This is a genomic window from Ruegeria sp. N4 (assembly GCF_056531425.1).
In genome coordinates this window covers 315,643-341,976 of record NZ_JBQFLT010000002.1, presented here as the reverse complement: position 1 = coordinate 341,976, position 26,334 = coordinate 315,643, and the positions used below count along the sequence as shown (strand labels likewise).

At 60.6% G+C, this 26,334-nt stretch carries 25 protein-coding genes; 18 read left to right on the top strand and 7 right to left on the bottom strand.

The features are described from left to right. The 3 genes from ACR0LW_RS06425 to ACR0LW_RS06415 are packed head-to-tail and all read left to right on the top strand — an operon-like array spanning window position 1 to window position 4,010. Window positions 1-828 carry a DUF3237 domain-containing protein gene (locus ACR0LW_RS06425; protein WP_480881965.1) on the top strand — a complete coding sequence of 276 codons (828 nt, stop codon included), beginning with the start codon at window positions 1-3 and terminating at the stop codon, window positions 826-828. Next, entirely contained in the window at window positions 821-2,935 is a 2,115-nt protein-coding gene (locus tag ACR0LW_RS06420) for a hydroxysqualene dehydroxylase (protein WP_480881964.1), read from the top strand. Before ACR0LW_RS06425 ends, ACR0LW_RS06420 begins: the two co-directional genes overlap by 8 nt. Before the next feature lie 4 nt (window positions 2,936-2,939). Continuing rightward, window positions 2,940-4,010: a polyprenyl synthetase family protein gene (locus ACR0LW_RS06415; protein WP_480881963.1), complete on the top strand. Its 1,071-nt coding sequence runs from the start codon at window positions 2,940-2,942 to the stop codon at window positions 4,008-4,010. Here the strand turns inward: ACR0LW_RS06415 and ACR0LW_RS06410 are convergent. The 3 genes from ACR0LW_RS06410 to ACR0LW_RS06400 all read right to left on the bottom strand — a co-directional run bounded on the left by ACR0LW_RS06410 (window position 4,001) and on the right by ACR0LW_RS06400 (window position 5,764). Beyond that, entirely contained in the window at window positions 4,001-4,438 is a 438-nt protein-coding gene (locus tag ACR0LW_RS06410) for a hypothetical protein (RefSeq protein ID WP_480881962.1), read from the bottom strand. The two genes, ACR0LW_RS06415 and ACR0LW_RS06410, sit on opposite strands and share 10 nt — an antisense overlap. 130 nt (window positions 4,439-4,568) lie before the next feature. Next, the gene (locus tag ACR0LW_RS06405; RefSeq protein WP_480881961.1) at window positions 4,569-5,258 is read right to left on the bottom strand and encodes an RES family NAD+ phosphorylase; all 690 of its coding nucleotides are present in this window, start codon (window positions 5,256-5,258) and stop codon (window positions 4,569-4,571) included. After that, on the bottom strand, window positions 5,255-5,764 hold the full coding sequence (locus ACR0LW_RS06400; protein ID WP_170630501.1) for an MbcA/ParS/Xre antitoxin family protein: 510 nt from the start codon (window positions 5,762-5,764) through the stop codon (window positions 5,255-5,257). The genes ACR0LW_RS06405 and ACR0LW_RS06400 overlap by 4 nt, the downstream gene beginning before the upstream one ends. A 156-nt stretch (window positions 5,765-5,920) precedes the next feature. On the opposite strand from ACR0LW_RS06400, the gene ACR0LW_RS06395 reads away from it, so the two are divergent. After that, window positions 5,921-6,706 carry an ABC transporter permease subunit gene (locus ACR0LW_RS06395; protein WP_480881960.1) on the top strand — a complete coding sequence of 262 codons (786 nt, stop codon included), beginning with the start codon at window positions 5,921-5,923 and terminating at the stop codon, window positions 6,704-6,706. A gap of 12 nt (window positions 6,707-6,718) precedes the next feature. Here ACR0LW_RS06395 and ACR0LW_RS06390 read toward each other — a convergent pair whose 3' ends face one another. The 4 genes from ACR0LW_RS06390 to ACR0LW_RS06375 all read right to left on the bottom strand — a co-directional run bounded on the left by ACR0LW_RS06390 (window position 6,719) and on the right by ACR0LW_RS06375 (window position 10,332). Beyond that, window positions 6,719-7,357, bottom strand: coding sequence for a nucleoside/nucleotide kinase family protein (locus ACR0LW_RS06390; RefSeq protein WP_480881959.1), 639 nt, complete (start codon window positions 7,355-7,357; stop codon window positions 6,719-6,721). Beyond that, window positions 7,354-8,130, bottom strand: a complete 777-nt coding sequence (locus ACR0LW_RS06385; RefSeq protein WP_480881986.1) for an ATP-binding cassette domain-containing protein — start codon at window positions 8,128-8,130, stop codon at window positions 7,354-7,356. Before ACR0LW_RS06385 ends, ACR0LW_RS06390 begins: the two co-directional genes overlap by 4 nt. Further along, complete coding sequence (locus ACR0LW_RS06380; protein WP_480881958.1) at window positions 8,130-9,203, bottom strand: ABC transporter permease; 1,074 nt, start codon at window positions 9,201-9,203, stop codon at window positions 8,130-8,132. The genes ACR0LW_RS06385 and ACR0LW_RS06380 overlap by 1 nt, the downstream gene beginning before the upstream one ends. A 112-nt stretch (window positions 9,204-9,315) precedes the next feature. After that, the gene (locus ACR0LW_RS06375; protein ID WP_170622633.1) at window positions 9,316-10,332 is read right to left on the bottom strand and encodes a sugar ABC transporter substrate-binding protein; all 1,017 of its coding nucleotides are present in this window, start codon (window positions 10,330-10,332) and stop codon (window positions 9,316-9,318) included. A 256-nt stretch (window positions 10,333-10,588) separates the two neighbouring features. Between ACR0LW_RS06375 and ACR0LW_RS06370 the strand changes: the two genes are divergently transcribed. From ACR0LW_RS06370 to ACR0LW_RS06305, 14 genes are all read left to right on the top strand, one after another. Next, complete coding sequence (locus ACR0LW_RS06370; RefSeq protein ID WP_480881985.1) at window positions 10,589-11,704, top strand: ROK family transcriptional regulator; 1,116 nt, start codon at window positions 10,589-10,591, stop codon at window positions 11,702-11,704. 139 nt (window positions 11,705-11,843) lie between these two features. Continuing rightward, window positions 11,844-12,845: a Gfo/Idh/MocA family protein gene (locus ACR0LW_RS06365; protein ID WP_480584003.1), complete on the top strand. Its 1,002-nt coding sequence runs from the start codon at window positions 11,844-11,846 to the stop codon at window positions 12,843-12,845. Then, window positions 12,845-14,416: an acyl CoA:acetate/3-ketoacid CoA transferase gene (locus tag ACR0LW_RS06360; RefSeq protein WP_480881957.1), complete on the top strand. Its 1,572-nt coding sequence runs from the start codon at window positions 12,845-12,847 to the stop codon at window positions 14,414-14,416. Before ACR0LW_RS06365 ends, ACR0LW_RS06360 begins: the two co-directional genes overlap by 1 nt. Continuing rightward, window positions 14,413-15,180 (top strand): enoyl-CoA hydratase/isomerase family protein, encoded by a 768-nt coding sequence (locus ACR0LW_RS06355; protein WP_480881956.1) that lies wholly within the window; start codon window positions 14,413-14,415, stop codon window positions 15,178-15,180. Before ACR0LW_RS06360 ends, ACR0LW_RS06355 begins: the two co-directional genes overlap by 4 nt. Window positions 15,181-15,185: 5 nt before the next feature. After that, complete coding sequence (locus ACR0LW_RS06350) at window positions 15,186-16,709, top strand: aldehyde dehydrogenase family protein (protein WP_480881955.1); 1,524 nt, start codon at window positions 15,186-15,188, stop codon at window positions 16,707-16,709. Window positions 16,710-16,761: 52 nt separating this feature from the next. Continuing rightward, window positions 16,762-18,012 (top strand): ABC transporter substrate-binding protein, encoded by a 1,251-nt coding sequence (locus ACR0LW_RS06345; protein ID WP_480881954.1) that lies wholly within the window; start codon window positions 16,762-16,764, stop codon window positions 18,010-18,012. Between the two features lie 97 nt (window positions 18,013-18,109). Further along, entirely contained in the window at window positions 18,110-19,003 is an 894-nt protein-coding gene (locus ACR0LW_RS06340) for a carbohydrate ABC transporter permease (protein ID WP_170622627.1), read from the top strand. Continuing rightward, window positions 19,003-19,884 (top strand): carbohydrate ABC transporter permease, encoded by an 882-nt coding sequence (locus tag ACR0LW_RS06335; protein WP_170622626.1) that lies wholly within the window; start codon window positions 19,003-19,005, stop codon window positions 19,882-19,884. Before ACR0LW_RS06340 ends, ACR0LW_RS06335 begins: the two co-directional genes overlap by 1 nt. 6 nt (window positions 19,885-19,890) lie before the next feature. Continuing rightward, on the top strand, window positions 19,891-21,003 hold the full coding sequence (locus ACR0LW_RS06330; RefSeq protein ID WP_480881953.1) for an ABC transporter ATP-binding protein: 1,113 nt from the start codon (window positions 19,891-19,893) through the stop codon (window positions 21,001-21,003). Continuing rightward, the gene (locus ACR0LW_RS06325; RefSeq protein WP_480881952.1) at window positions 21,000-22,490 is read left to right on the top strand and encodes a GMC oxidoreductase; all 1,491 of its coding nucleotides are present in this window, start codon (window positions 21,000-21,002) and stop codon (window positions 22,488-22,490) included. The genes ACR0LW_RS06330 and ACR0LW_RS06325 overlap by 4 nt, the downstream gene beginning before the upstream one ends. Next, entirely contained in the window at window positions 22,487-23,245 is a 759-nt protein-coding gene (locus tag ACR0LW_RS06320) for a 3-ketoacyl-ACP reductase (protein WP_480881951.1), read from the top strand. The genes ACR0LW_RS06325 and ACR0LW_RS06320 overlap by 4 nt, the downstream gene beginning before the upstream one ends. Before the next feature lie 17 nt (window positions 23,246-23,262). Continuing rightward, window positions 23,263-24,855: a GMC family oxidoreductase gene (locus tag ACR0LW_RS06315; protein ID WP_480881950.1), complete on the top strand. Its 1,593-nt coding sequence runs from the start codon at window positions 23,263-23,265 to the stop codon at window positions 24,853-24,855. Next, the gene (locus ACR0LW_RS06310) at window positions 24,852-25,160 is read left to right on the top strand and encodes a Dabb family protein (RefSeq protein ID WP_170622621.1); all 309 of its coding nucleotides are present in this window, start codon (window positions 24,852-24,854) and stop codon (window positions 25,158-25,160) included. Before ACR0LW_RS06315 ends, ACR0LW_RS06310 begins: the two co-directional genes overlap by 4 nt. 4 nt (window positions 25,161-25,164) lie before the next feature. Further along, on the top strand, window positions 25,165-26,334 hold the full coding sequence (locus ACR0LW_RS06305; RefSeq protein WP_480881949.1) for a dihydrodipicolinate synthase family protein: 1,170 nt from the start codon (window positions 25,165-25,167) through the stop codon (window positions 26,332-26,334).

The following is a 26,334-nucleotide window of genomic DNA, read 5'->3' as shown; positions in this document are numbered from 1 at the left end:
GTGCGCGAGTTCACCGACAAAGGGATTACCCTGCGGTGGTCCGAGGCGGTCACCCAGACCGTCAGCGGGGTTCAGCGGGTTCTGGTCGAGGCCGGACCGGCTGTATCGTCGCACGACACATTGCGATTGCTGTTTTCCCAAGCGGGCGGGCCGGAACGCGCCGTGCGGGGGTGGCCTGTTGGGTGTGATCCGAAGACCGGAATGCAGCAATTCGCCGCCACTTTGCCCCTTGCTTTGGCGGGCAAGCCGATGTCGTGGCGTCCCGTTCTGACAAGCCGGGGTCGCGAAGTTGATCCGGGCTATCAGCAGGTCAAGCCTGCGCAAAAACCGGCAGCAGATGCGGCCCCGGTATCGCCGGCTCTGGACCATATCGCGCGTTTTGTGGTTCCGTTTGACGCAAATTTTCGCACCACCGGAGAGACCCCGGATGGGCTTTGGCTGCATTTCGCCATCCGCGAAGGCGGCACGGTTTGCGGCCCGAAGCTGAATGGTACGATTGAGCCGGTGGGCGGCGACTGGATGCAGGTGCGACCGGACGGGGTGGGCAGTCTGAATGCGCGGGCGATGATCAAACCGGACGATGGTGGCGCGCCGGTCATGTTCGAGGACTCAGGCATTTGCGACTTTGGTCAGACGGCCTTTGCCGCATTGTGCAAGGGGCAGTTGCCCGCCACGGCCCCGGTACATATTGCCTCACGTTATCTGACGTCGAACCCCAACTATAAGTGGCTGAACCGGGTGCAGGGGATCGGGATCGGGCAGGCGAGCCTGTCCGACGTCACCCTGCGCTTTGACGTCTATTCCGCGAAAGGAACATCCGATGCCTGAGAAGGTGGTCATACTGGGCGGCGGCGTGGCCGGGATGAGTGCCGCGCATGAGCTGATCGAGCGCGGGTTCGAAGTTGAGGTTTTCGAACGACAACTGATCGCCGGGGGCAAGGCACGCAGCATCCCGGTGATGAAAAGCGAAGATGACCGGGGATCGAAAGCCAAGCATATCGAGGCGCTTCAGCAATGGGTCGATATGGACGGCGCGGACTTCCCGCCTGGTGTGAAACGTCCCTGGTTGCCGGGCGAACACGGGTTCCGCTTTTTCCCGAACTTCTATCGCCATATCACCGACACGATGGCCCGCACGCCCTATTACGACAAGGGCACCTGTTTCGATAACCTGATGCCAACGACGCAGGTTCTGGTCAGCCAGTTCGACAAGCCGGGCATTATCGTTCCCGAACGCTCTCCCCGGTCGTTGAAAGAGGTCGCGGATGCGCTCAAGACCTTCGCCTTCACGATCTCGCCCCGGGATGAGATCGGGTTCGAGGATGTCGAGCATTTCATCAGTTGCATGTGGCGCATTGCAACCTCGTGCAAGGAACGGCGCGAGGATGAGTATGAACGCACCGGCTGGTGGGATTTCATCGGGGCCGAAGAACGGACGGAAGCCTATCAGAAGTTTCTGGCGATTGGCCTTACGCGCTCGCTGGTGGCGGCCAAGGCCACAACGGCCAGCACCAAGACCGTGGGCGATATCGCCATTCAGTTGCAGTTGGGCATTGCCACACCGGAACCGCATTGCAACCGATTGCTGAACGGGCCGACAAATCTGGTCTGGATCCAGCCCTGGCTCAACTATCTTGAGAGCAAGGGTGTGAAATACCACTTCGATTCAAAAGTCACGGGCATCGAATGCCACGACGGACGGATCGTCAGCGCCACCGTCGAGCGGGCGGGGAAAGAGGAAACGGTCACCGGTGACTGGTTCATCAGCGCGCTGCCAATTGAACGGATCGCGCCGCTTGTAACCCGGTCGATGACCGCTCTGGATCCGGCGCTGGCCAAGTTGAAGCTGTTGGCTGAGAACGTCCAGTGGATGAACGGCATCCAGTATTACCTGACGAAAGAGGTCGAGCTGACCCATGGCCACGTGATCTTCATCGACAGCCCATGGGCCCTGACCGCCGTGTCGCAGAAACAATTCTGGCCAGAAATCAATTTCGAGAACTGGGCCGAGGGCAAGACCAAGGGCCTGCTGTCCATCGATATTTCCGAATGGGACAAGCCGGGCCTCAACGGCAAGACCGCGCGCAACTGCACCCGCGAAGAGATCGCGGATGAGGTCTGGGCGCAGATGAAACGCAGCCTCAACGTGGACGGCCAAACCGTTCTGCGCGACGAGGATATGCACTATTGGTTCCTCGATCCCGATATTGTCGCCGACCCCGAGCACCCCTCGCGGATGAGCAATGTCGAGCCGCTGCTGGTCAACCGCATCAACACGTGGCGCCTGCGGCCCAACGCGGCGACTCTGATCCCGAATTTCTTTCTGGCGTCGGACTATGTGCGCACCTTTACCGACCTTGCCACCATGGAAGGCGCGAACGAAGCCGCGCGGCGCGCCGTCAATGGCATCCTAAGGCGCAGCAACTCCGACGCTGAGCTTTGCAAAATCTGGGATCTGCACGAACCGGATATTCTGCGCCCCCTGCGCGCCTATGATTACGCGCGGTATCAGGCCGGTCTGCCCTGGGATGATCGGTTTTCCGAGGCGGTTCAGGCGTCGCTGCGCACCGCGCAGGACACCACTGGAACAACGGGCGGAGGTGAAGGGCCGTTGGCCGCTGTCGGCCCAATTGCCAGCGAGTATTCCAAGCCCGGCGGGTTTGTCGAAGAACCTGCGATTGCGGATGCACTGCGGATGGTGTGCCCTCCGCCCGCATTGTATGACATGATGGCGTCTTACGTGCCGGGTGTGGACATCCCGATCCCGGGTGCAGAGCAGGCCGAAGAGGTCGCGCTGGACGTTGTCGGAACCGGGGCCGAGCCCTCATCCGTGCCCGGCGTGGACCGGATCATGGGCACATCGCTGAATTCAAAGCCGAACCCCGGCGCGGCGGGCGGTTCGCGCCGCAAAGTCATCATCACGCAGAAGGGCTGAGCCTGTGAGCGCATCCACCGCGCATCTGGATCCGGCGGCAACGCAGGGATTTCTGGAACAACTGACCTCTTACGGGGATCAGGCGCGGCAGGCGTTGTTGGACCGGCTGCCGACGCATGAGCCCCAAGATTATCTGTACGGCCCAATCCGCGACTATATCGAAACGTCCGGCAAGGGGCTGCGCCCGGCGCTTTTGCTGGCGACCTGCGAGGCGTTCGGCGGCAAAACCGAAGATGCTATCGTGTCGGCAGCAGTGATCGAACTGTTGCACAACGCGTTTCTGATCCATGACGACATCGAAGATGTCAGCGATTTCCGTCGCGGCCGGGAATGTATGCACAAACGCCTCGGCGTGCCGCTGGCGATCAATACAGGCGACGGCATGCAGGCGCTGGCCTTACGTCTGTTGCGCGACAATCTGGACCCGCTGGGCCCCGAGACATCGGCGCGCGTGCTGGATGAGTTCGATCACCTTCTGCTGCAATCCATCGAAGGGCAGGCGATCGAGCTTGGGTGGATTCGCGACAACCGGATGGACGTCACCCCGGCAGATTACCTGACCATGTGTCTGAAAAAGACCTGTTGGTATAGCTTCATTCACCCCCTGCGGATTGGAGCGTTGATCGCGCGACCGGATGATGTGGCCTCGGGCCGGTTGAATCTGGACGATTTCAACGCCTTTGGCTTCTTTCTGGGGGCAGCGTTTCAGATTCAGGATGACGTTCTGAACCTTGTCGGCAGTCAGGACAAATACGGCAAGGAAATCGGCGGCGATATATACGAGGGCAAACGGACCCTGATGCTGAGCCAGCTCAGCCTGCACGGTGAGCAGCGCGAAAAAGACCGCCTGTCCCGCTTTCTGTCCGACCCCAGACAAGACCGCTCGACCCATGATGTCGACTGGGTTTTGTCGCGGATGCACCATTACGGATGTGTCGAATACGCGCAACGCGCGGCGGATGATCTGCTTCAGTCAGCCCGCACTGAATTTGACAACGTGTTTGCCGGGGCTCAGGGCGGTCCACGGGCTTTTCTGGGTCAGTTCATGGATTATCTGGTCGCGCGTCAGGTTTGACGGGCGGCGATATCGAATTTCACCACGATGGCCGAGCGTTCCGAGCCAAAGCAGTGAATCCGCCCATGATACTGGCCGGGGTCCACCAGATCGTGCACCGTCAGAATAACGCTGACATCGGCCACTTCCCCCGCGCCCAGCTTTAGGGTGGCAGGCTCGACCCGCAGGCGGTCGGCGGGGATCACAGCACCTTCTTCGTTGGTCAGATCACCAGCCTCGAACCGCATGTCGACCGCACCGAACCCTGCCGGTGCGGCAACGGACAGCACAATTGTTCCCGTTCCGCCCGGTCTGCAGGTTTCCCGGCATTGAAATGGCCCGTCCAGTGGCAGTTTCTGACCGGTTTCAGCGTCCAAAACACTGCGCGCCAAATCCGATATCGGGTTTTGATCCAACATCGGCGCGGTCGGATCTACTGCACGAAGCATGCTGGCGTAGGGTTTTCGCTCGAAATAAGGCATGCCTCGAATGTGCACGGGACGTGGCGGTCAGTAAACAGAATTTTCGTCGGGGTTATCGGCTTTTTCAGGGAAATGCAGGGTTTTGATGTCCCAGCGGTTACGTCAATTCCTCGACCGTCACTTTGCCCGTCGGGCGTATGTCGATCTCAAAATGGCGGGCCTGAACAACATCTTGCACCGATGGCGGGTCAAAGCAGACCCAGTTTTCATGTCCCGGCCTGCGAACGCTTTCATAGCTTATGCCAACCAGACCCAAACCAAGACCCGCGTGTCGCACATGTTCGCCAAAGCGTTGGGGAACGGAATAGTTTGTATCGTCAGGGTCATGAAACTCGGGGTGTTTGCCAAAGACATCGACATAATCGCCGACCAGCCGCGCCTCGTATTCGCGATAGGCCTCGCGTTTGTGGGTCAGACCCGAGAGTGAAATTTCCTTGCGCAGCCCATTGGCGACTTCAAGCACCGAGGTCATGAGATCGCTGGCCGCGTACCACGCGCCCAACAGGGATGAGGTGAAACGCATCCCCGTGACCGACCCGTGCAGAAACGAAGACATGACAATGCTGGCATTGGGTCGGCCATAGACCCATTGCGCCCGATCCAGCCGGGACAAGCGCGTGGCCACCAGCCGGTCATTGGTCCAGCCTTCCAGTTCAAAGACGTCTGCCAGATCGTCGGCGCTGGCCACATCTTCGAATACGGACACAGGCGGGAAGCGTGACGGGATGATACGGCAGGTTGAAGATGTGGCTCGGGCACGGGTGTACCCGGTCAGATCCCAGCTCACAAAAAGACCACGTCGTCTTCGGTTACCGGCTCGAAACTGCCCTCGGGCGCGCCCTGACCCATGTCACCGCCGCGCCAGGCATCCAGATAGCGGCGCACGGTCATCATGCCGTCCTGCCCACCGGTCACGATCAGATGCAACGGGGACGACCCTGCAAAGACCGTGCCCTTATGCGGGCTGGTCAGCCATTTCACCGCCTGATCCTGATCCAGAAACAGGATCGACAGAGCCTTGTGGATACCCAGAATGGCCGAGATGCGCACCAATGTGTCAAAGGGCAACGAGATCGGCTTGCGATCAACCGCCTTCCTGATCCAGGCGTGATAGGTTGATCGACCGGGATGCCCCAATGTTGCAATGCGCTGCGCCTCGCTCAGCCCCCAGCCTTGCGCGATATTGCGAAACGTGCGCAACCCCGGCCCGCTGAGGCGCGCGCGATCTGCGGCTTCAACCGGGACAAGCAGCGGGGCGGCGTTGGCCTCTTGCGGCAGGGCTGCGATTTCCATGGCGTCCTCATTGTCCGAAAACAGATTTAATGTCTATATATAGACAAAGCGCCGGTGATTCAACTCTGCCCGGGCAATTCCGCGCGTTGACCGAACCGCGCAGTTTGCCTATCCCGGTCAGGCTGAAGGAACCCAAAACGGCGCGTTGGACAAAAATTGCGCAAAACCAACATACTGGACCATGTGATCCTGATTGTCGGAGCGGTTGTCATGACCGGGCCGGTTGCCGCGTTGGGCTGGCAACTTGTGGCCGGTGTCGGCGTCGGCAATCTGTGGCCACTGTTCCAGAACCTGTGGGAAAACGGGGTCAGCAGCAACAGCATCAGTGCCGGGGCGATGATGTGGAACTCGCTGGTTCTGGCTGTTGGCGTGGCGGCCCTGAAATGTTCTGTATCAATGCTGGCCGCCTATGCGCTGGTCTATTTTCGCCTGCGTTACAGTAACCTGATCTTTGCAGCGATCCTGCTGGCCATGTTCTTTCCCATCGAAAGCCGGATGCTGCCCACATTCGCCGTGACCAGCGATCTGGGCCTTCTGAACTCTTACACCGGGATGATCCTGCCTGTTTCTGCCAGCGGGTTGGGCGTTCTGGTGCTGAACCAGTTCCTGCGGCAAATCCCGGTTGAGCTGATGGAGGCCGCCAGAATGGACGGTGCCGGACCGATGCGGTTTTTCTTCGATACGATCCTGCCCCTGTCCCTGCCAATGATGGCCGCGCTGTTTGCGATCCTGTTCGTGTTCGGCTGGAACCAATATGCCTGGCCGGTCATCATCACCACAACCAGCCTGACCCATAGCACGTTGGTCAGCGGGATGGTCTATGCCGGGATCGGGGATTCGGCGGGGATGGCGCTGGCGTTGATGGCCCTGTTGCCACCCGCCGTTATTTTGTTGCTGGTGCAACGCCAGTTGGTGCGGACACTGACGGCTGGGATTCACTGACGTCAGCCGGTTCTAACGCAGCACTATATCCGCAGGACGTGAGTTGGAGAGAATCCGTTTCGCGTTCGGAATATCATTCGCCAATGCACGGGCATGGGCCGCGTCAGGGGGCAGGCCGTGATCCAGCCAACGCGCGGTCAACCTGTCCTCTAGCGTGGGCAGATCAACATCCAGAAAAACGCTGAGCGCCCATATCTGGGTAAGGTTTGCCCAGCCAGCTTCTTTCAACAGCAGGTAATTGCCCTCGACCAGAACAAGGTTTTGCTCGGGCGCGACCAGTCCACGCGCGGCGATGGCCTTGTCAATCTCGCGGTCAAATTCGGGAACGGCGACCTCATCTTCGGTCAACAGGCGGTGCAGAATTGCCTGAAACCCGGCGATGTCGAAGGTTTCGGGCGCGCCTTTGCGCTCCAGCAAACCACGCTTGATCAGGATGGCGTTGTCATAGTGAAACCCGTCCATCGAGACCAGACCGGTGGCGATCCCCTGCCGCTGCAACATGTCCCGCGCCAACGCCGCGATGGTCGTCTTCCCGGCGCCCGGAGGGCCTGCAATCGCCACAAGGTTCCGCGTTTTCTGGTCAGGCAGCGCCCGGACCGCCTCGGCAATCTGCTGGGCGAGGTCAGGGGCTGTCGATCCTTCCGCCGTCACGCCGCCTTGCCTTCACCCGGGGGTTCCATCGCACCGGTCATGAAGGCCACCGCATCCGACATCGAGTGGTCCTTGGGGTCAATCACACAGAGCCGCTTGCCCAGACGATGCACGTGAATACGGTCGGCGACCTCGAACACATGGGGCATGTTGTGGCTGATCAGGATGATCGGAATGTCACGCGATTTCACGTCCTGGATAAGCTCCAGCACCCGACGGCTTTCCTTGACGCCAAGCGCCGCTGTGGGCTCGTCAAGGATGATGACCTTCGACCCGAAGGCCGCCGCCCGCGCCACGGCGACGCCCTGCCTTTGACCACCGGACAGTGTTTCGACCGCCTGATTGATGTTCTGGATGGTCATCAGGCCCAATTCGCTCAGCTTGTCGCGCGCGAATTTCTCCATCGCGGGACGGTCGAGCATTCGGAACCATGACCCCAACGGGCCGCTCCGGCGGATCTCGCGCCCCATGAACATGTTATCGGCAATCGACAGGGCAGGGGACATGGCCAGGGTCTGGTAAACGGTCTCGATCCCGGCTTCCCGCGCGTCGATGGGCGAATGGAACTGCACCTTCTGCCCATCCAGCCAGACGTCGCCTTCATCCGGCGTGACCGCGCCTGAAACCGCCTTGATCAGCGTGGATTTGCCTGCGCCATTGTCCCCGATCACCGCCAGAATTTCGCCCGGCATCAGGTCAAAGTCACAATGGTCCAGTGCGGTGACCTTGCCGTAGCGTTTGACAAGGTTGCGTCCTTTGAGGATGGGTTCCATCAGGCTGATACCTTTCTGATCCATTGGTCGACCGCGACCGCTGCAATGATGAGGATACCGATCAGCAGGAAGGTCCACTGTGCATCCGCCCCAAGCAGGCGCAGACCCAGCGTGAACACCCCGACAATAAGCGCTCCGAACAGCGAACCCAGAATCGAGCCGCGCCCGCCGAACAATGAAATCCCGCCAATCACAACCGCCGTAATGCTTTCGATATTGGCCAGTTGCCCCGAAGTTGGTGACACCGATCCGATGCGACCGATCAGGGCCCAGCCCGCAAAGGCGCAGATCAGACCGGACAGCATATAGACCGACATCAGGGTGCGGTGCACGTTCACGCCCGACAGTTCGGCAGCTTCGGGATCGTCGCCCACAGCATAGACATGCCGCCCCCAGGCCGTGTGCCGCAACGCGTAAGCCAGCACCAATATCAGCACCAACATGAAGATGACGCCAACCGTGAAAACGGCTCCGCCCACGTTAAATTTCGCGCCAAACACTTGCAGGATCGGGGCGTTTGTTTCGATGTCTTGCGAGCGGATCGTTTCGTTTTGCGAGTACAGGAAGTTGGCGGCCAGAACGATCTGCCACATGCCCAGCGTTACAATGAACGGGGGCAATTTGACCCGGCTGACCAAATATCCGTTGATCGCGCCAATGGCCGTCCCGACAGCCAGCCCGCAGATGATCGCGACCGTTGGCGGCAGGCCGTAGCGAAAGGTGAATTGCCCCATCACCACTGACGACATCACCATGATCGCACCCACGCTCAGGTCGATGCCTGCGGTCAGGATCACAAGGCTCTGCGCAGCTGCGACGATGCCGACGATCTGCACCTGTTGCAGGATCAGTGTCAGCGCAAAGGGCGAGAAAAACTTCGACCCCAGCAGAACGCCAAAGATGACAATGGCGGCAACAAGAACGATCAGCGGAACAAGCGAGGGGTTCACATGCAGGAAATGCTGAACCGTTCCCACAAATCCCCGGTGATGATCTTCAAACTCTGCGACCTGTTCAGGGCTGCCCTGCGCGGCGGCCTCGAAATCATCAGGATGTCGTGACGTATCGGACATAAAAGGTTCCCCCAAGCGTCAAGAGCCCGTCTGCGGACCACTTTAGCAAGTTTTCGGGTAAAGGTGTGATTGCATGGCAGGAGGCCGCGGCGCCGCCTCCTGCGTCGTCAGATTAACCCCAGCAGAGGTTCATGCCTTCATCGACCGAGATCGACTCGACCCCATCGGCGGCTTTGTCGGTGACAAGCGCAACGCCTGTGTCAAAGAAGTCCTTGCCGGGCGTGTTTTCTGGCTTCACACCCTCATCGGCCCATTTCTTGACCGCTTCGACACCCAGCGAGGCCATCAGCAGCGGGTATTGCTGCGAGGTCGCGCCGATCACGCCATCGGCCACGTTCTGCACGCCGGGGCAGCCGCCATCTACCGACACGATCAGCACGTCATTTTCGCGTCCAATCGCCTTGAGCGCTTCGTACGCACCCGCAGCAGCCGGTTCGTTGATGGTGTGCACAACGTTGATCGTCGGGTCCTTGGCCAGTAGATTCTCCATCGCGCGGCGACCGCCTTCTTCGTTCCCGGCGGTGACGTCACTGCCGACAAGGCGGGGGTCATCCTCGTCTCCGATCACGTTGGGGTCCGCCAGATCGACGCCAAAGCCCTGCAGGAAGCCCTGATTGCGCAGAACGTCCACGGTGGGCTGGCTGACAGCCAGATCCAGCGTGGCAATCTTTGCGTCATTGGCCGCATCGCCCAGCGTCGCCTTGGCCCATTGGCCAATCAGCAGCCCGGCCAGGAAGTTGTCGGTGGCAAAGGTCGCATCCGCCGACTCAATCGGCTCCAGCGGGGTATCAAGCGCAATCACCAACACGCCCGCATCCCGCGCCTGCTGCACGGCAGGGACGATGGATGAGGTGTCAGAGGCGGTCAGCAGAATGCCTTTCGCGCCGTCCAGAATGCAGGTCTCAATCGCCTGAACCTGGGTTTCGTGGTCGCCATCGACCTTGCCCGCGAAGGCCTTCAGGGTCATGCCCAGCTCTTCCGCCTTGGCGGTCGCACCTTCCTTCATCTTGACGAAGAAGGGGTTGGTGTCGGTCTTGGTGATCAAACAAACAGTGGTGTCGGCAAACGCGCTGCCTGCTGTGACCGTCAGGGCCAAAGCTGTCGCGCCTGCGAAAGTCGCAAGTTTCATAAGTTCTCCTCCCAATTTCTCCCATGCCGGTGCCGGCATATGGGTGATCGGGCAGCAATGGCCCGACCCCACGGCAAAACCATCACAAGAATCTCAAAATGAGTCAATAAATAAATCACTCTTATTTATTATTGACAGAAAGACGCCGGTTTCTCATGTTTTGAACAGGGGAGGGTCAGACGTGTCTGTTGAAGTGCCACAGGAAAACACGCCGTCAGAACGGGTTTCCGAGGTCAAAGGGACCAACCAAAGCGGAATGCGCGCTCGGAATGAGCGTCTGGTCCTGTCACTGGTCCGCAGACATGAGGCGCTGGCCAAGTCCGAAATCGCGCGGATGACGGGTCTGTCTGCGCAGACCGTGTCGGTCATCATGCGGCAGCTGGAAAAGGATGGTCTGCTGCTGCGGGGCGAGCCTGTTCGGGGCAAGGTCGGGCAACCCTCGATCCCGATGCGGCTTAACCCGGATGGGGCGCTATTTTTCGGATTGAAAATCGGTCGTCGCAGCGCCGAATTGGTTCTGACCGACTTTCTGGGGCGTGTGCGAAAGCACGAAAGTCAGACGTACGACTACCCGCGCCCGGACGCGACACTGAAATTTGCCAAACAGGCGCTGGATCGGATGATCTCTGACCTGTCGCCCGAGGCCCGACCCCGCGTCGCGGGCCTTGGAATCGCCATGCCGTTCTATTTGTGGGACTGGGCACAAACCCTTCAGGTGGCGCAGGAAAAGATGGACCCCTGGCGCACGGCAGACATTCAGGCGGATTTGGCCGAAGCCTATGACTTCCCTGTATTTTTACAGAATGACGCAACAGCGGCCTGCGGCGCGGAACTGGTTTTTGGCCCCGCCGACGGGCCGCGCGATTTCCTGTATTTCTATGTTGGCTATTTCATCGGCGGCGGCGTCGTCCTGAATGGCTCGATCTATGCGGGTCGGGGAAATGCAGGGGCGCTTGGGCCCATGCCTGTTCCTATAGAAACAGGCGTTGTGAAGCCGTTGATCGACGTGGCCAGCCTCTACACCCTGGAACGTGCCGTCACCGCAACCGACAGCTTGATGTGGGAGGAAACCGATCAGTGGCACATCCCACAAGTCGAGTTGGACAATTGGCTGCAACAGGCCGGGTTCGGACTGGCCTGTGCGATTGTCTCATCCTGCAGTCTGATCGATTTTGAATGCGTCAAGATCGACGGCTGGCTGCCCGAGGGCATCAAGGCACGGCTGATTGCCGAGGTCGAATCACAGATGTCACAGCTCAACCTGACTGGGCTTGAGAGACCTCTGATCGCGGCCGGGTCTGTTGGCCCAAGCGCCAGATCGCTGGGCGCGGCCAGCCTGCCATTGTCCGAACGGTATCTGGTCGAAGCGTAAACCCCTCGGGTTTTCTACATTTTATCGTCAGCATCATGAGTGCCAGCGCGCGGGTTCGGACAGGGGCAAATGATTCCTCTTGAAGTTATTGGAACGTTCCACTACACATCTCTGGAACGTTCCAATTTGGGAATCTACTATGAACTGGGTATTCGTCGGGGCCAGCACAATTGCCGCGCAACATATGCTGAACGCGGTGCGCAAGCAGCCGGGCAACGAGGTGACCTGGATTGTCAGCACCTCACCTGACCGGGTGCAAATCTGGGCGGATGACCACGGCATTGCAAACGCCACCACCGATCTAGCCACGGCGCTGGCGGGTTCGGATGTTCAGGCGGTCTACATTTCCTCGACCAATGAAAAGCATCACGCGCAGGCTTTGGCGGCGATCGCAGCGGGCAAGCATGTTCTGTGTGAAAAGCCCTTGGGCATGACGCAGGACGAAGCGGTTAAGATGGTTCGGGCCGCCGAAGCCGCAGGCGTCACCTTTGGCACGAACCATCACCTGCGCTGCTCGGGCACCCATCGCGCGATCCGGGACCTCATCGCAGCCGGGCGCGTCGGCAAGGTGCTGTCGCTGCGCATTCATCACGCGGTTCACCTGCCGGGCCACTTACAGGGCTGGCGGATCAATGACGCGGGCGCCGGTGGCGGCGTGATCCCCGACATCGTCGTGCATGACGCGGACGTCACCCGGTTCCTGCTACAGGAAGATCCCGCAAGCGTTGTGGCGCAGATGACAAGTTCCGGCATGGGGCAGGGGGTCGAGGATTCCTGCATGTCGGTCTGGACCATGCCCTCGGGCGCGATGGTGATGACCCATGAAAGCTTCACCCATCCCTATGCGGGCTCGGGTCTTGAGGTGCACGGCACCCAAGGGTCGATCTTTGCCAAGGGTATCATGACCCAGCAGCCGGTGGGTGACATTACCCTCGTCACTGAAACGGGTAGCGAAGCGATCCCCTATTCCAACCATGACCTTTACGTGCAGGGCGTCTCGGACTTCGTCGCCGCCGCTGCCGGGCAAGGACGCCCCGCAGCCGATGGTCCGGACGGGGTCAAATCCCTGTCCGTCGCGCTTAGCGTGCGCGAAGCGGCAGCAACCGGTCAGCGCGTTGACGTCAACTATGGTGGCTTCTGATGACCAAGCTTGTTTCTGCATCCGACGCCGTATCCCGCATCCCGGATGAGGCGATTGTCACCGTCTCATCCTCGTCAGCTTTGGGGTGCCCCGATCTGGTTCTGAAAGCCATGGGTGAGAGGTTCCGGGCCGAGGGGCATCCGCGCGATATCACTACGATGCACCCGATTGCGGCGGGGGATATGTATGGGGTCAAGGGCATGGAATATCTGGCGCAGGACGGGTTGCTGACCCGTGTGCTGGCCGGATCATACCCCTCGGGGCCGTCCAGCCTTGAGATGCCCGAGATCTGGAAGATGATCGTCGAAGATCGCGTGGCCGCCTACAACGTACCCTCGGGGATCATGTTCGACATGCACCGCGAGGCTGCGGCCCGGCGTCCGGGCGTTCTGACTCAGGTCGGGCTGGATACGTTCGTGGACCCGATCCGCGAGGGTTGCGCGATGAATGCACGCGGGGCCGCGGCACCCATCGTCGCGCGCGCCGAGTTTGGCGGCCAGACCTGGCTGCATTTCCCCAACATCATCCCTACTGTCTGCATCCTGCGCGCAACCACGGCGGATGAATTCGGCAACCTGACATATGAGCATGAAGGGGCCTATCTGGGCGGGCTGGAACAGGCCATCTGCGTGCGCAACCATGGCGGTCTGGTGATCGCTCAGGTTCAGCGGGTGACTGCCGAGGGCAGCCTGCGTCCGCATGATGTACGCGTACCAGGCCATCTGGTGGATCTGATCGTCGAGGACCCGGATCAGAAACAGACCACTGAAACGCCCTATGACCCCGCCATCTCGGGCCAGATCATGCGCCCATGGAACAGTTTCTCATTGGCCGGACACGGGGTTGAGAAGGTAATCGCGCGCCGGTCTGCGATGGAGTTGCGCGCGGGGATGAGCGCAAATCTGGGCTTTGGGATCAGCGCCATGGTGCCCCGCATTCTGCTGGAGGAAGGGCATCCCAAGGCCGTCACATGGGCCATCGAACAAGGGGCCGTCGGGGGTGTTCCGCTGACCGGTTTCGCCTTTGGTTGTGCCTCTAACGCGCATGCCTATGTGCCTTCGCCGCAGCAGTTCATCTACTTTCAGGGCGGCGGGTTCGATATGTCCTTCCTGTCCTTCCTTGAGGTTGACGTGGACGGCAACGTGAATGTCTCGAAACTGGGCAAGAAGCCTTATCTGACCGCAGGGTGCGGTGGGTTTGTCGATATCACCGCAGGCGCGAAAAAGATCGTGTTTTCGGGCTGGTTCGAGGCTGGCGCCAAGATCGATCTGGGTTCGGACGGGATCAGTGTCGCGGCCCCCGGCAAGTTCACCAAGATGGTGGATCAGGTGGAACACGTCACCTTCTCGGGTCGCCGGGCGCGCGAGCTTGGGCAGGATGTGATCTACGTGACCGAGCGCTGTGTCATCCGCCTGACCGAACAGGGGCTGGTCGCGACCGAGATTATGCCGGGCATCAACGCGCAGCAGGATATCGTGGCAGCGTCTGAGGGTCGTGTGACAGTCGCCGAGAACGCGGCGTTGATGCCGAAGTCGCTGTTCGTCGAAGGCCCAATGGGGATCAGGGTTTGAGCGGGATTGGCTTTCATATCGACGGGGCGACGGCTGTCCTGACGCTGAACAACCCGTCCAAGCTAAATGCGCTGACCATCGACATGCTGGATGCGCTTGAAGCGCATGTGCGGCAGGTCGAGCGGGACAGCGCGATCCGGTCTCTGGTTCTGACCGGGGCGGGGGAAAAAGCGTTTTGCTGCGGCGCGGATATTGGTGCCTGGGGGGGGCTTAGCCCGGCCGAATTCGCACGCCATTGGGTGCGGGACGGGCACCGGATTTTCGACCGCCTGGTAAGGCTGGGCAAACCAACAATTGCCGCGATCAACGGCCATGCCTTTGGCGGCGGGCTGGAATTGGCCAGTTGTTGCGACCTGCGCCTGATGGCCCCTCGTGCAACTCTGGCCTTGCCCGAGGCGCGGATCGGGATTGTTCCCGGTTGGTCTGGCACGCAGCGCGTGGCGCGGCTGATCCCTGAAGGGGCGGTCAAGGAAATGGCCTTGTTCGGTCGCCGTATTGGCGCGGACCGCGCGGTTGCCATGGGCTATGCCGCCGAAGTGGCCGACGATGTCCTGACCCGCGCGCTCGAGATCGCCACCGAGGCGCAGGCTCTGTCCCCGCGCGCCACCGAGATTGCCAAGAACATGATTCACGCGGCGGTCGGAGAAGATTCAGCAGCCGCGATCGAGGCGCTTGGCAGCGCTGCTGCAGCGGCCTCAGCCGATCGGGACGAAGGCGTCGCGGCCTTCATGGAAAAACGTAACCCTCAGTTTTCAGGGCTTTGACGCATATGAAAGACCTTACGATCAACCCTGCGATCCCTTTCGCGTTGCCCGAGATGTTCGAAGGCCGCCATCTGATCAATGGCGCATGGCAAAGCAGCGCGTCAGCTGAGACGTTCGAGCGTCGCTCGCCCTCGCACGGGCATGTCGTCAGCCGGTCGGCACTTGGCGGCGAGGCCGAGGCCGAAGCGGCCATCGTGGCAGCCCGAACCGCATTTGACAGCGGCGTCTGGAGCCGCGCGTCGGGCAAAGACCGCGCGACAGTACTGCTGAAAGTGGCGGATCTGATCGAGCAGAATGTCGACCGCATTGCCCTGATCGAAACACTAGAAAGCGGCAAGCCGATCAGCCAGTCCAAGGGTGAGGTTGGGGGCGCCGCCGATCTGTGGCGCTATGCAGCGTCGCTGGCGCGCAGCACCCATGGCGACAGCCACAACACGCTGGGCGCTGACATGATGGGTGTGGTTCTGAAAGAGCCCATTGGCGTTGTCTCGATCATCACCCCGTGGAATTTCCCGTTCTGGATCCTCAGCCAGAAACTGCCCTTTGCGCTGGCCGCAGGCTGCACGGTGGTTGTGAAACCCTCTGAAATGACGCCCTCGACCACCATCATGCTGGGCGAGTTGTTGATCGAAGCCGGACTGCCCGCAGGGGTGTGTAACATGGTACTGGGCTATGGCGTGCCGGTTGGAAGCACGCTCTCTGCCCATGAAGACGTGGATATGGTCAGCTTCACGGGCTCGACTGCCGTGGGCAAAACCATCAGCAAGACGGCATCGGATACGCTCAAGAAGGTTGCGCTCGAACTGGGCGGCAAGAACCCACAGGTGATCTTCCCCGACGCCAATCTGAATGCGGCCGCAGATGCGGTGGTGTTTGGCGTCTATTTCAACGTCGGCCAGTGCTGCAACTCCAGCAGCCGCATCATCGTGCACGAAGACATTGCCCAGGCGTTTTCGACCAAGGTCGTCGAGCTGTCCCGAAAGGTGAAGTTCGGCGATCCGCTGGACCCCAGCACTCAGGTCGGGGCCATCGTTACAGCCGAGCACAATGCCAAGATCGATGCCTATGTGAAACAGGCGCAGGATGCAGGCGCGACCATTGCCCTTGGCGGGGACCGCCTGACCGTCGATGGGTTGGGCGATCAGTTCTACCAGCCAACCATTGTGACAGATGTTCAGCCCGACATGCCCATTGCACGGGATGAAGTATTCGGACCGGTTTTGTCGGTTCTGACCTTCAAAACACTGGACGAGGCCATCGCCCTGACCAATGATAGCGCTTACGGTCTGTCCGCCGGGGTCTGGAGTGACGACGTTCACACCTGCCTGGAATTCGCCCGACGCGCCGAAGCGGGAACGGTCTGGACCAACACCTGGATGGACGGGTTCCCCGAAGTGGCCTTTGGGGGCGTCAAGCAATCCGGGCAGGGGCGGGAAATCGGACGCTACGGGTTCGAGGAATTTTTCGAGGTTAAATCGGTGGTCATGCGCATCGGCAACAGCCGTGCGCCCTGGGTGCCGCAAGACTGACCGGCGGGAAGCGAACCGCCGGAACCAAGATCGCATTAAGGGAGGAAACAAAATGCGTAATCTGTTGAAGACGAAATCTCTGATTGTGGCCGGGTTGCTGTGCACGACCAGCTTGGCGCAGGCGGAAGAGGTCGAGGTGCTGCACTGGTGGACCTCGGGTGGCGAAGCTGCCGCGCTGAACGTTCTGAAAGATGACCTGTCTGGTCAGGGCGTCGGCTGGACCGACATGCCGGTTGCCGGTGGCGGCGGTGAGCAGGCGATGACCGTTCTGCGCGCCCGCGTGACAGCAGGCAACGCGCCAACGGCGGTTCAGGGTCTGGGCTTCGACATTCAGGACTGGGCCGCGCAAGGTGCTTTGGCCGATCTGAACGAAGTGGCCGCGCAGGAAGGTTGGGACGATGTTGTACCGGACGCGCTGAAGGCCTTTGCCAAGCATGACGGCAAGTGGGTCTCGGCCCCGGTAAACGTGCATTCAACCAACTGGGTCTGGGCCAACAAGGCGGTTCTGGATGCAAACGGGATCGCTCAGCCCACCAACTGGGAAGAATTTGTCGCCGCTGTTGAGGCGCTGAAAGCCGCCGGAGTGACCCCGATTGCCCATGGTGGTCAGGCCTGGCAGGACGCCACTATTTTCGACGCTGTGGCCATGTCGACATTGGGTCCGGATGGCTACAAAGCCGCGTTCATCGATCTGGACGAAGAAACCCTGGGTGGTGACGCCATGAAAGAGGCGTTCGACCGCATGGCCTTTATCCGCGAGAATGTGGACGAGAACTTCTCGGGCCGTGACTGGAACCTGGCGACTGCAATGGTCATCAACGGCGAGGCCGGTTTCCAGATGATGGGCGACTGGGCCAAGGGTGAGTTTCTGAACGCAGGAAAAGTGCCCGGTCAGGACTTCCTGTGCTTCCGCTTCCCCGGAACGGCAGATCAGGTCGCCTTCAACGCGGACCAGTTCATGATGTTCGATCAGGGCGGTTCTGTTTCGGCAGAACAGGCGGCGCTGGCCAGCGCGATCCTGTCACCGTCGTTCCAGTCGGCGTTCAACGTGGTGAAGGGCTCGGTTCCCGCGCGGACCGATGTCAGCGACGCCGATTTCGATGACTGCGGCAAGCAGGGCATGAAGGATCTGGCGGCGGCTGCATCCTCGGGCAACCTGTTCGGATCGATGGCCCATGGTCACGCAGCCCCTGCCTCGGTCAAGAACGCGGTCTATGACGTCGTGACGGCGCATTTCAACGGTGAGTACGACAGCGAAACCGCTGTCGTTGAACTGGTCGACGCCGTTTCCATCGCCAAGTGATCACCTGATCCTCCCGACGGGGCGGCAAACGCGCCGCCCTGTCACCAGCGGGCACATCCCGCGCCTTAGACACCCCCGACTTGAAGGAGGGCGCGCCATGGCAACTTCAGCCGACGCGGATTTCAAGACACGCCTTCAGAACTGGATCCCGAAACTGGTCCTGTCACCGTCGCTGGCGATGATGCTGGTCTTTGTTTACGGGTTCATTCTGTTCTCGGTCTACCTGTCCTTTACCGACAGCCGCATCCTGCCGACCTTTGGATGGGTCGGATGGGAAAACTACGACAAGCTTTGGCGCCTGAGCCATTGGGAAACCTCGCTGATCAACATGGGGATCTTCGCGAGCCTCTACATCGTGATCTGCACCTGTATCGGCCTGGGTCTGGCGATCTTCCTCGACCAGAAAATCCGCGGCGAAGGGCTATTGCGGCCCATCTACCTGTACCCTATGGCGTTAAGTTTCATCGTCACGGGCACCGCCTGGAAATGGTTTCTGGACCCCGGTATCGGGCTGGAAAACGTCATGCACACATGGGGTTGGACCAGTTTCGAGTTCGACTGGATCAAAAACCGAGACTACGCGATCTATACGGTTGTTCTGGCCGCCGTCTGGCAGACCAGCGGCTTTGTGATGGCCATGTTTCTGGCCGGCCTGCGCGGCATCGACAACGAAATCCTGCGCGCGGCACAGATGGATGGGGCCTCGAACTGGAACCTCTACCGCCGGATCATTATCCCGCAACTGCGCCCGGCATTCCTGTCGGCCTTCGTGATCCTCAGCCACCTTGCTATCAAGACGTTTGACCTTGTGATTGCATTGACCGGCGGCGGACCGGGACGCGCGACCGAGTTGCCCGCGACCTTCATGTATTCCTACACGTTCACCCGAAACCAGATGGGGATCGGCGCGGCCTCGGCCACGATCATGCTGATGACCATCGCGGCAATCATGATCCCTTATCTTTATGCTGAATTGCGGGAGAAACGCTGATGTCCCAAGCAACTCAGGATACCGCAATTCGCACCGGTCGGGTCACGCGCACACTGATCTATGTGGTGCTGATCCTCTTCTCGCTGTTCTACCTTCTACCGCTCTATGTGATGCTGGTGAACTCGGTAAAACCATTGGAAGAGATCACCGGCGGCGGCATGATGAACCTGCCGCAGGTCTTCACCTTGGAGCCTTGGCTGAAAGCGTGGTCCTCGGCCCAGATCGGTGTCGATCCCACCGGGTTGAAGCCCTACTTCTGGAACTCGATCAAAATGGTGGTTCCGGCCGTGATCGTCTCGACCATCCTTGGCGCGCTGAACGGCTATGTGTTGACCAAATGGCGTTTTAAGTACGACACCATCCTGTTCGGTCTGATGCTGTTTGCCTGCTTCATCCCGTTCCAGATCGTTCTGATCCCGATGGCGCGGATGCTGGGCCTGATGGGTCTGGCGGGCACCACCTGGGGTCTGGCCTTGGTGCACGTGGTCTACGGGATCGGTTTCACCACGCTGTATTTCCGCAATTACTACGCGGTCTTCCCGACCGAGCTGATCCGGGCGGCGCAGATCGACGGGGCGGGGTTCTTCCAGATCTTCTGGCGCATCCTGTTGCCCAGTTCCGGGCCGATCGCGGTGGTGTCGATCATCTGGCAGTTTACCAACATCTGGAACGACTTCCTGTTTGGTGCGTCGTTTGCCGATGCCAACAGCCAGCCGATGACGGTGGCACTGAACAATCTGGTGCAGTCGTCAACCGGCGTGAAGGAATACAACGTTCATTTCGCAGGGGCCATTCTGGCGGCCCTGCCAACTCTGCTCGTCTATATCGTGGCCGGACGGTACTTTGTCCGCGGCCTGATGGCGGGTTCCGTGAAAGGATAAGGCCTGATGGGTTTTCTGGACATAGACAACGCGACCAAATCCTACGGATCGGTCGAGGTGCTGCACAAGGTTGATATCTCGGTGCAGGAGGGGGAATTTCTGGTGCTGGTGGGCCCCTCGGGCTGCGGCAAGTCGACCCTGCTGAACATGATCGCGGGGCTTGAGGACATTACCAGCGGCGAAATTCGTATCAAGGACACTGTGATGAACGGGGTGCATCCGTCGAACCGCAATATCGCCATGGTGTTCCAAAGCTACGCGCTTTATCCCAACATGACCGTGGGCCAGAACATCACCTTCGGGCTTGAGATGCACGGCGTCCCCAAGCCCGAACGCGACAAGGCGATGCACGAGGTCGCCACGCTGTTGCAGATCGAACAGTTGTTGGACCGCAAGCCCGGTCAATTGTCCGGCGGTCAGCGTCAGCGGGTCGCCATGGGCCGCGCATTGGTGCGGGAACCGGATGTATTCCTGTTTGACGAACCTCTGTCCAACCTCGACGCCAAACTGCGTGTCGATATGCGGACCGAGATCAAGAAGCTGCACCAGAACCTTGGCACGACCATCGTTTACGTGACCCACGACCAGATCGAGGCGATGACCCTGTCCAGCCGCATCGCGGTGATGAACGGTGGCTATGTGCAGCAACTGGGAACCCCACAGGAAATCTACGACACCCCGGCCAATATCTTTGTGGCAACGTTCATGGGCTCGCCCGCGATGAACGTGGTGCCTGCGAAAGTGACCTTGCTGAACGGTCGTCCTCATGCCGAGGTTGCCACCCATGACGGATCGATGGCGCAGTTGCCGTTCAGTCAGGATAATCTGGCCGAATGGGACGGGTGTGAGATTCTGTTGGGCATCCGTCCCGAAACCATCACCGATATGGATGGCGCGGATCGCAAATCCTCGAACATTGCGCAGATGACCAACCGGATTGTGGTCACCGAACCCGCAGGCTCGGACACGTTTGTGTCGATGCAACTGGGGGGCCGGGATGTGATCGCCCGGATGCGCTCGGACGCCGAGGTCGCGCCGGGGCAGGATTTCGACTTTGCCGTCAACATGGAGAAGGCCGTGGCCTTTGACCCTGAAAGCGAGATGCGGATCACTCCGTGACAAACCCGGACGTCATAATCATCGGATCGGGGGTCGGAGGGGCGACGCTGGCCGCAGCGCTGGCCCCCTCTGGCCGCCGCATTCTGATCCTTGAACGCGGCGACTATCTGCGCCCTTCGCCCGTGGATCGGGACCCCAAGGCGATCTTTGAGGATGGGCATTTCCGCCCCGATGAAACCTGGCTGGACGGCGAAGGGCAGCCTTTCAGTCCGGGCAACTATTACTGCGTCGGCGGCAACTCGAAATTCTACGGCGCGGCCCTGATCCGCTACCGGGCCGAGGATTTCGAACCGCGCCAGCATATGGGCGGTCGCTCTCTTGGCTGGCCTCTTCGCTACGGAGATCTGGAACCGGACTACACAGCGGCTGAACAGCTTTATGCAGTGCGCGGAACAGCCGATGAGGACCCGACCGAGCCGCCGCATAGCGGCGCTTACCCGCATCCTCCTGTGGCCGATGAGCCTGACATCGCGGATCTGCGCGCGCGTTTGCGCGGGGCGGGGCTGTCGCCTGCATCGGTCCCTTTGGGGGTGGATATCGACCGCTGGCTTTCGGCCGGGCAAACCACGTGGGATGCGTTTCCGAACACCTGCGGTGGCAAAATGGACGCCGAAACCTGCGCTCTGGCAGACGCCCTGAAGCACGAGAATGTCGAACTGTTGACCAACGCACCCGCCAAAAAACTGCTGAGCGACAAGGACGGGCATATCACAGGTGTTGAGGTCAAGGGGCACGGTACCCTGCACGCGCCGGTGATCGTGTTATCTGCTGGGGCGGTTCAGTCCGCCGCGCTGTTGTTGAAATCCGCCAATGACAATTGCCCCGCCGGATTGGCGAACCGATCCGATCAGGTTGGGCGCAACTTCATGAACCACAATTGCTCGGCGGTTCTGGCTTTGCATCCGCTGCGCCGCAACCGCGCGGTCTATCAAAAGACGTTGATGTTCAACGACTACTACAATGATGACGGGAAGGGCGGTGCGCCCTTGGGCAATATACAGATGCTGGGCAAGATCACCGGGCCGATTCTGGCATCCCAGCCCGGTATACCCGGTCCGATTGCGACAATGATCGCAAACCGCAGCTTTGATTTCTATGCGATGTCCGAGGACCTGCCCAATCCGGACAGCCGGGTAACGGTCGAAGGTGACCAGATCCGGCTGGACTGGAAACGCTCGAACTGGCAGGCGCATGAGGCACTGGTGGCCAAGCTGAAACAGCACCTGCGCCGAGCCGGGTTTCCGATTGTCCTGTCGCGGCCCTTCGACCGGCGCACGCCCTCGCATCAATGCGGAACGGCCCGGATGGGGCAGGACCCGGCCAGCAGCGTGGTGGACCCGTTCTGCCGCAGCCATGACCACCGGAACCTGTTCATCGTTGACGCCTCGGTTCTGCCGACCTCGGCTGCGGTCAATCCGGCCCTGACTATCGCGGCACTGGCCTTGCGCGCCGGACGCCACATCTTAGAGACGGAGTTTGCAGCATGACCGGAGTTGCTTTGGTCACAGGTGGCCAGCAAGGCATCGGCCTTGGAATCTCGCGCGCCTTGATCGCGGCTGGGTACAAGGTGGCGCTGGCGTCACGGTCTGCCCCGGACAAACCGGTGGTCCGGAACGCTTTGTCCGAATTGGGACCGGGCGCGATCTATGTGCAGCATGATGTGTCCCAGATCGATCACGTGCCCGCCTTGCTGGATCAGGTCGAGGCCCAGCTGGGACCGATCACCGCCCTGATCAACAACGCAGGCGTCGGCGCGCCGGTGCGGGGAGATATGCTGGACCTGAAGCCCGAGAACTGGGATTTCGTGCAAAACATCAATCTGCGCGGTGCCTTCTTTCTGGCGCAAGAGGTCGCGCGGCGGATGTTGGCGCAGCCTCAGGACAGCTATCGCTCGATCACCTTTGTCACCTCGGTCAGCGCCACGATGGTGTCTGTCGAGCGCGCCGAATATTGCGTGTCCAAGGCCGCCGCCGCGATGATGGCGCAGCTGTTTGCGGTGCGCATGGCCCCGCATGGGATCGGCGTGTTCGAACTGCGCCCCGGCATCATCGCCACAGAAATGACGGCCGGTGTGCGCGACAAATACACCGACCGGATCGAAGGCGGGTTGGTCCCCGCCGCGCGGTGGGGTGAGCCGCAGGATATCGGCTCGGTCATCGTTCCCATCGTGGACGGCCAGATGCAATTCGCCACCGGGGCCGCAATCCCCGTGGATGGCGGGCTTTCGATCTCGCGCCTGTAAGGAACTCAGAGGACAAGATGTCTGAAGGATATGATTTCATCGTGATCGGCGGCGGCTCGGCAGGTTCGGTCATTGCGGCGCGCCTGTCCGAGGAACCTGCGGCCAAGGTATTGCTGCTTGAGGCCGGGTCTTCGGATCGCCATCCGTTTTTCCACCTGCCTGCGGGCTTTGCCAAGATGACCAAAGGTATTGGCAGCTGGGGCTGGTCGACGGTGCCGCAGAAGCACATGCAGAACAAGGTGTTCAACTACACCCAGGCCAAGGTGATCGGCGGCGGGTCGGCAATCAATGCCCAGATCTACACACGTGGTGCTGCGCAGGACTATGACGACTGGCGTCAGATGGGGTGCGAGGGCTGGGGTTATGACGATGTCCTGCCCTATTTCAAGAAGTCCGAGGATAACGACAGCTACGACAATGAGTTCCACGGCAAAGGCGGCCCGCTAGGCGTGTCGATGCCCGCCGCGCCTTTGCCGATCTGCGACGCCTATATCAAGGCCGCCGGGCAGGTTGGTATTCCCGAAACGCGGGATGTGAATGGCGCGAAACAGGACGGGGCCGGGTATTACCAGCTGACCCAACGCAATGCACGACGGTCCTCGGCAGCGATGGCGTTTCTGGCACCCAATCGGAACCGTCCGAACCTGACTGTGCGTATGGGTGCCCAGGTCCGTCGGATCACGGTCGATAAGGGTCGTGCGACCGGTATCGAGATGATGAGCGGCGAAAAGATCACTGCCGCGCGCGAGGTGATTTTGTCCTCCGGCGCCATCGGCTCACCCCGGCTGCTGCAACTGTCCGGGATCGGACCGGCGGATCATCTGGAAAGCCTCGGGATCAAGCCGGTCTATGACCAGCCACAGGTTGGGGAGAATCTGCAGGACCACCTCGATCTCTATTCGATTTGCGAGGTCACCGGCCCGCACACTTATGACCGCTTCGCCAAGCTGCACCTGTCGGCCTGGGCCGGGCTGCAATATCTGTTCACCCGCAAGGGGCCGGTGGCCTCCAGCCTGTTTGAAACCGGCGGCTTCTGGTACGCCGACCCCGATGCGCGTTCACCCGACATTCAGATGCATCTGGGGCTGGGTACGGGGATCGAGGCCGGGGTCGAAGCGATGCCCAATGGCGGCGTCACCCTGAACGCCTGTTTCCTGCGGCCCCGATCTCGGGGGACGGTGCGGTTGCAAAGCGCCGATCCGACGGCAATGCCGCTAATCGACCCGAACTATCTGGCCGATCCCTATGACCGAGAGATGTCGATCCGGGGTCTGAAACTGGCGCAGAACATCCTCGCGCAGGATGCGTTGAAGCCATATGTTCTGGCGGAACGTCTGCCCGGTCCGACTGTAAAGACCGAGCAGGAGTATTTCGACTTTATCTGCGTGCATTCCAAAACCTCGCACCACTGCGCGGGCACCTGCCGCATGGGCAATGATGCCGAGGCTGTTCTGGACCCGCGCCTGCGCTTCAACGGGATCGAGGGTCTGCGCGTGGCCGACGCATCGATCATGCCAACGGTCAATTCTTCGAACACCAACGCGCCCACGATCATGATCGGCGAGAAAGCCGCCGACATGATCAAGCAAGATCAAGGATTTACGCAATGATCCGTCATATCGTTCTGACGAAATTCCGCCCGGATGTGACCGAAGAGACGGTCGCCCAAATCTACAATGGACTGGCCAAGGTGGCCGAAGCTCTGCCTGGTGCCAAAGGCTTCACCGGGGGCCGCAGCCAAAGCCCGGAACAGATCGAACGCGGCTATATGCATGGGTTTGTGATCGATTTCGACGATTGGGACGCTTTGGCGACCTATCAGGCGAACGAGGATCACAAGGCGTGCGGGGCGCAACTGGTCGCAAACGCCGTGGGTGGAATCGACGGCATTCTAGTTCTGGATCTGGAGGTCTGAGAAAATGACATTGATATTGCCAAACCGCGACGGCCAGTTGGAACCTTATGCTCTGACCGGAACGCCCTTGATCCCCCGCGCGCCGCAGGTACCGTTGACGCGCACCGCATTCGCGGCCGCACATGTGGTCTCGGACCCGCTGGCCGAGCGAAACCCGTGGGATGGTCGACCGGCGGTAGACTGGGACGCGACCCTGAACTTCCGACAGGGTCTGTGGGATCAGGGCCTTGGGCTGGCCGAGGCGATGGACACCGCCCAACGCGGCATGGGCGTGGATTGGGAGACCGCGCTGGAACTGATCCAGCGCACGATGGTGGCCGCCAAAGCGCACCCCCTGTCGCCACGCGTTGCCTGCGGGGCCGGGACGGATCATGTGCCCATGGGCGCGCTAAATACGGCCGGGGAAATCCTGTCCGCTTATGAACATCAAGCCGAGGCGATCGAGGCCGCCGGTGGTCAACTGATCCTGATGGCCTCGCGCGCCTTTCCGGCCATCAATGCTGGGCCGGACACCTATCACGACGTCTATCGCGCGCTGATCGACGGGGCGGCGAAACCGGTGATCCTGCATTGGCTGGGCGATATGTTCGACCCGGCCCTGACCGGCTATTGGGGCAGCACGGATGTGGATCAGGCCAGCGAGTTTGTGCTGTCTTTGATCGCTGAGAACCCATCCAAGGTCGACGGCATCAAAATCTCACTGCTCGATCAGGCGCATGAAGAGACGTTTCGCAGGCGCCTGCCGGACGGCGTGCGCCTCTATACCGGGGATGATTTCAACTATGCCGATCTGATTGCTGGGGACGGAGACCACTATTCTCACGCCTTGCTGGGCATCTTTGCGGCGATCGCTCCGGCGGCCTCTCAGGCGCTTGAGGCGCTGGCGCAGAACGATATGGATCGCTACCACGCGCTATTTGCGCCAACCGTGCCGCTCAGTCGCGAGATCTTTCGCGCGCCGACGCGGTTCTACAAGGCCGGGATCGCCTATCTGGCCTGGCTGAACGGCGCGCAGTCCCATTTCATCATGCCCGGCGGGTTCCAATCCAGCCGCGACATCTGTCATTACGCCGAAGTGTTCCGGCTTGCGGATCAGGCGGGTTTGCTCTCGGACCCGGATCGGGCTACAGCGCGGATGACAACATTGCTGAGCATGCACGGGGTAGACCAATAG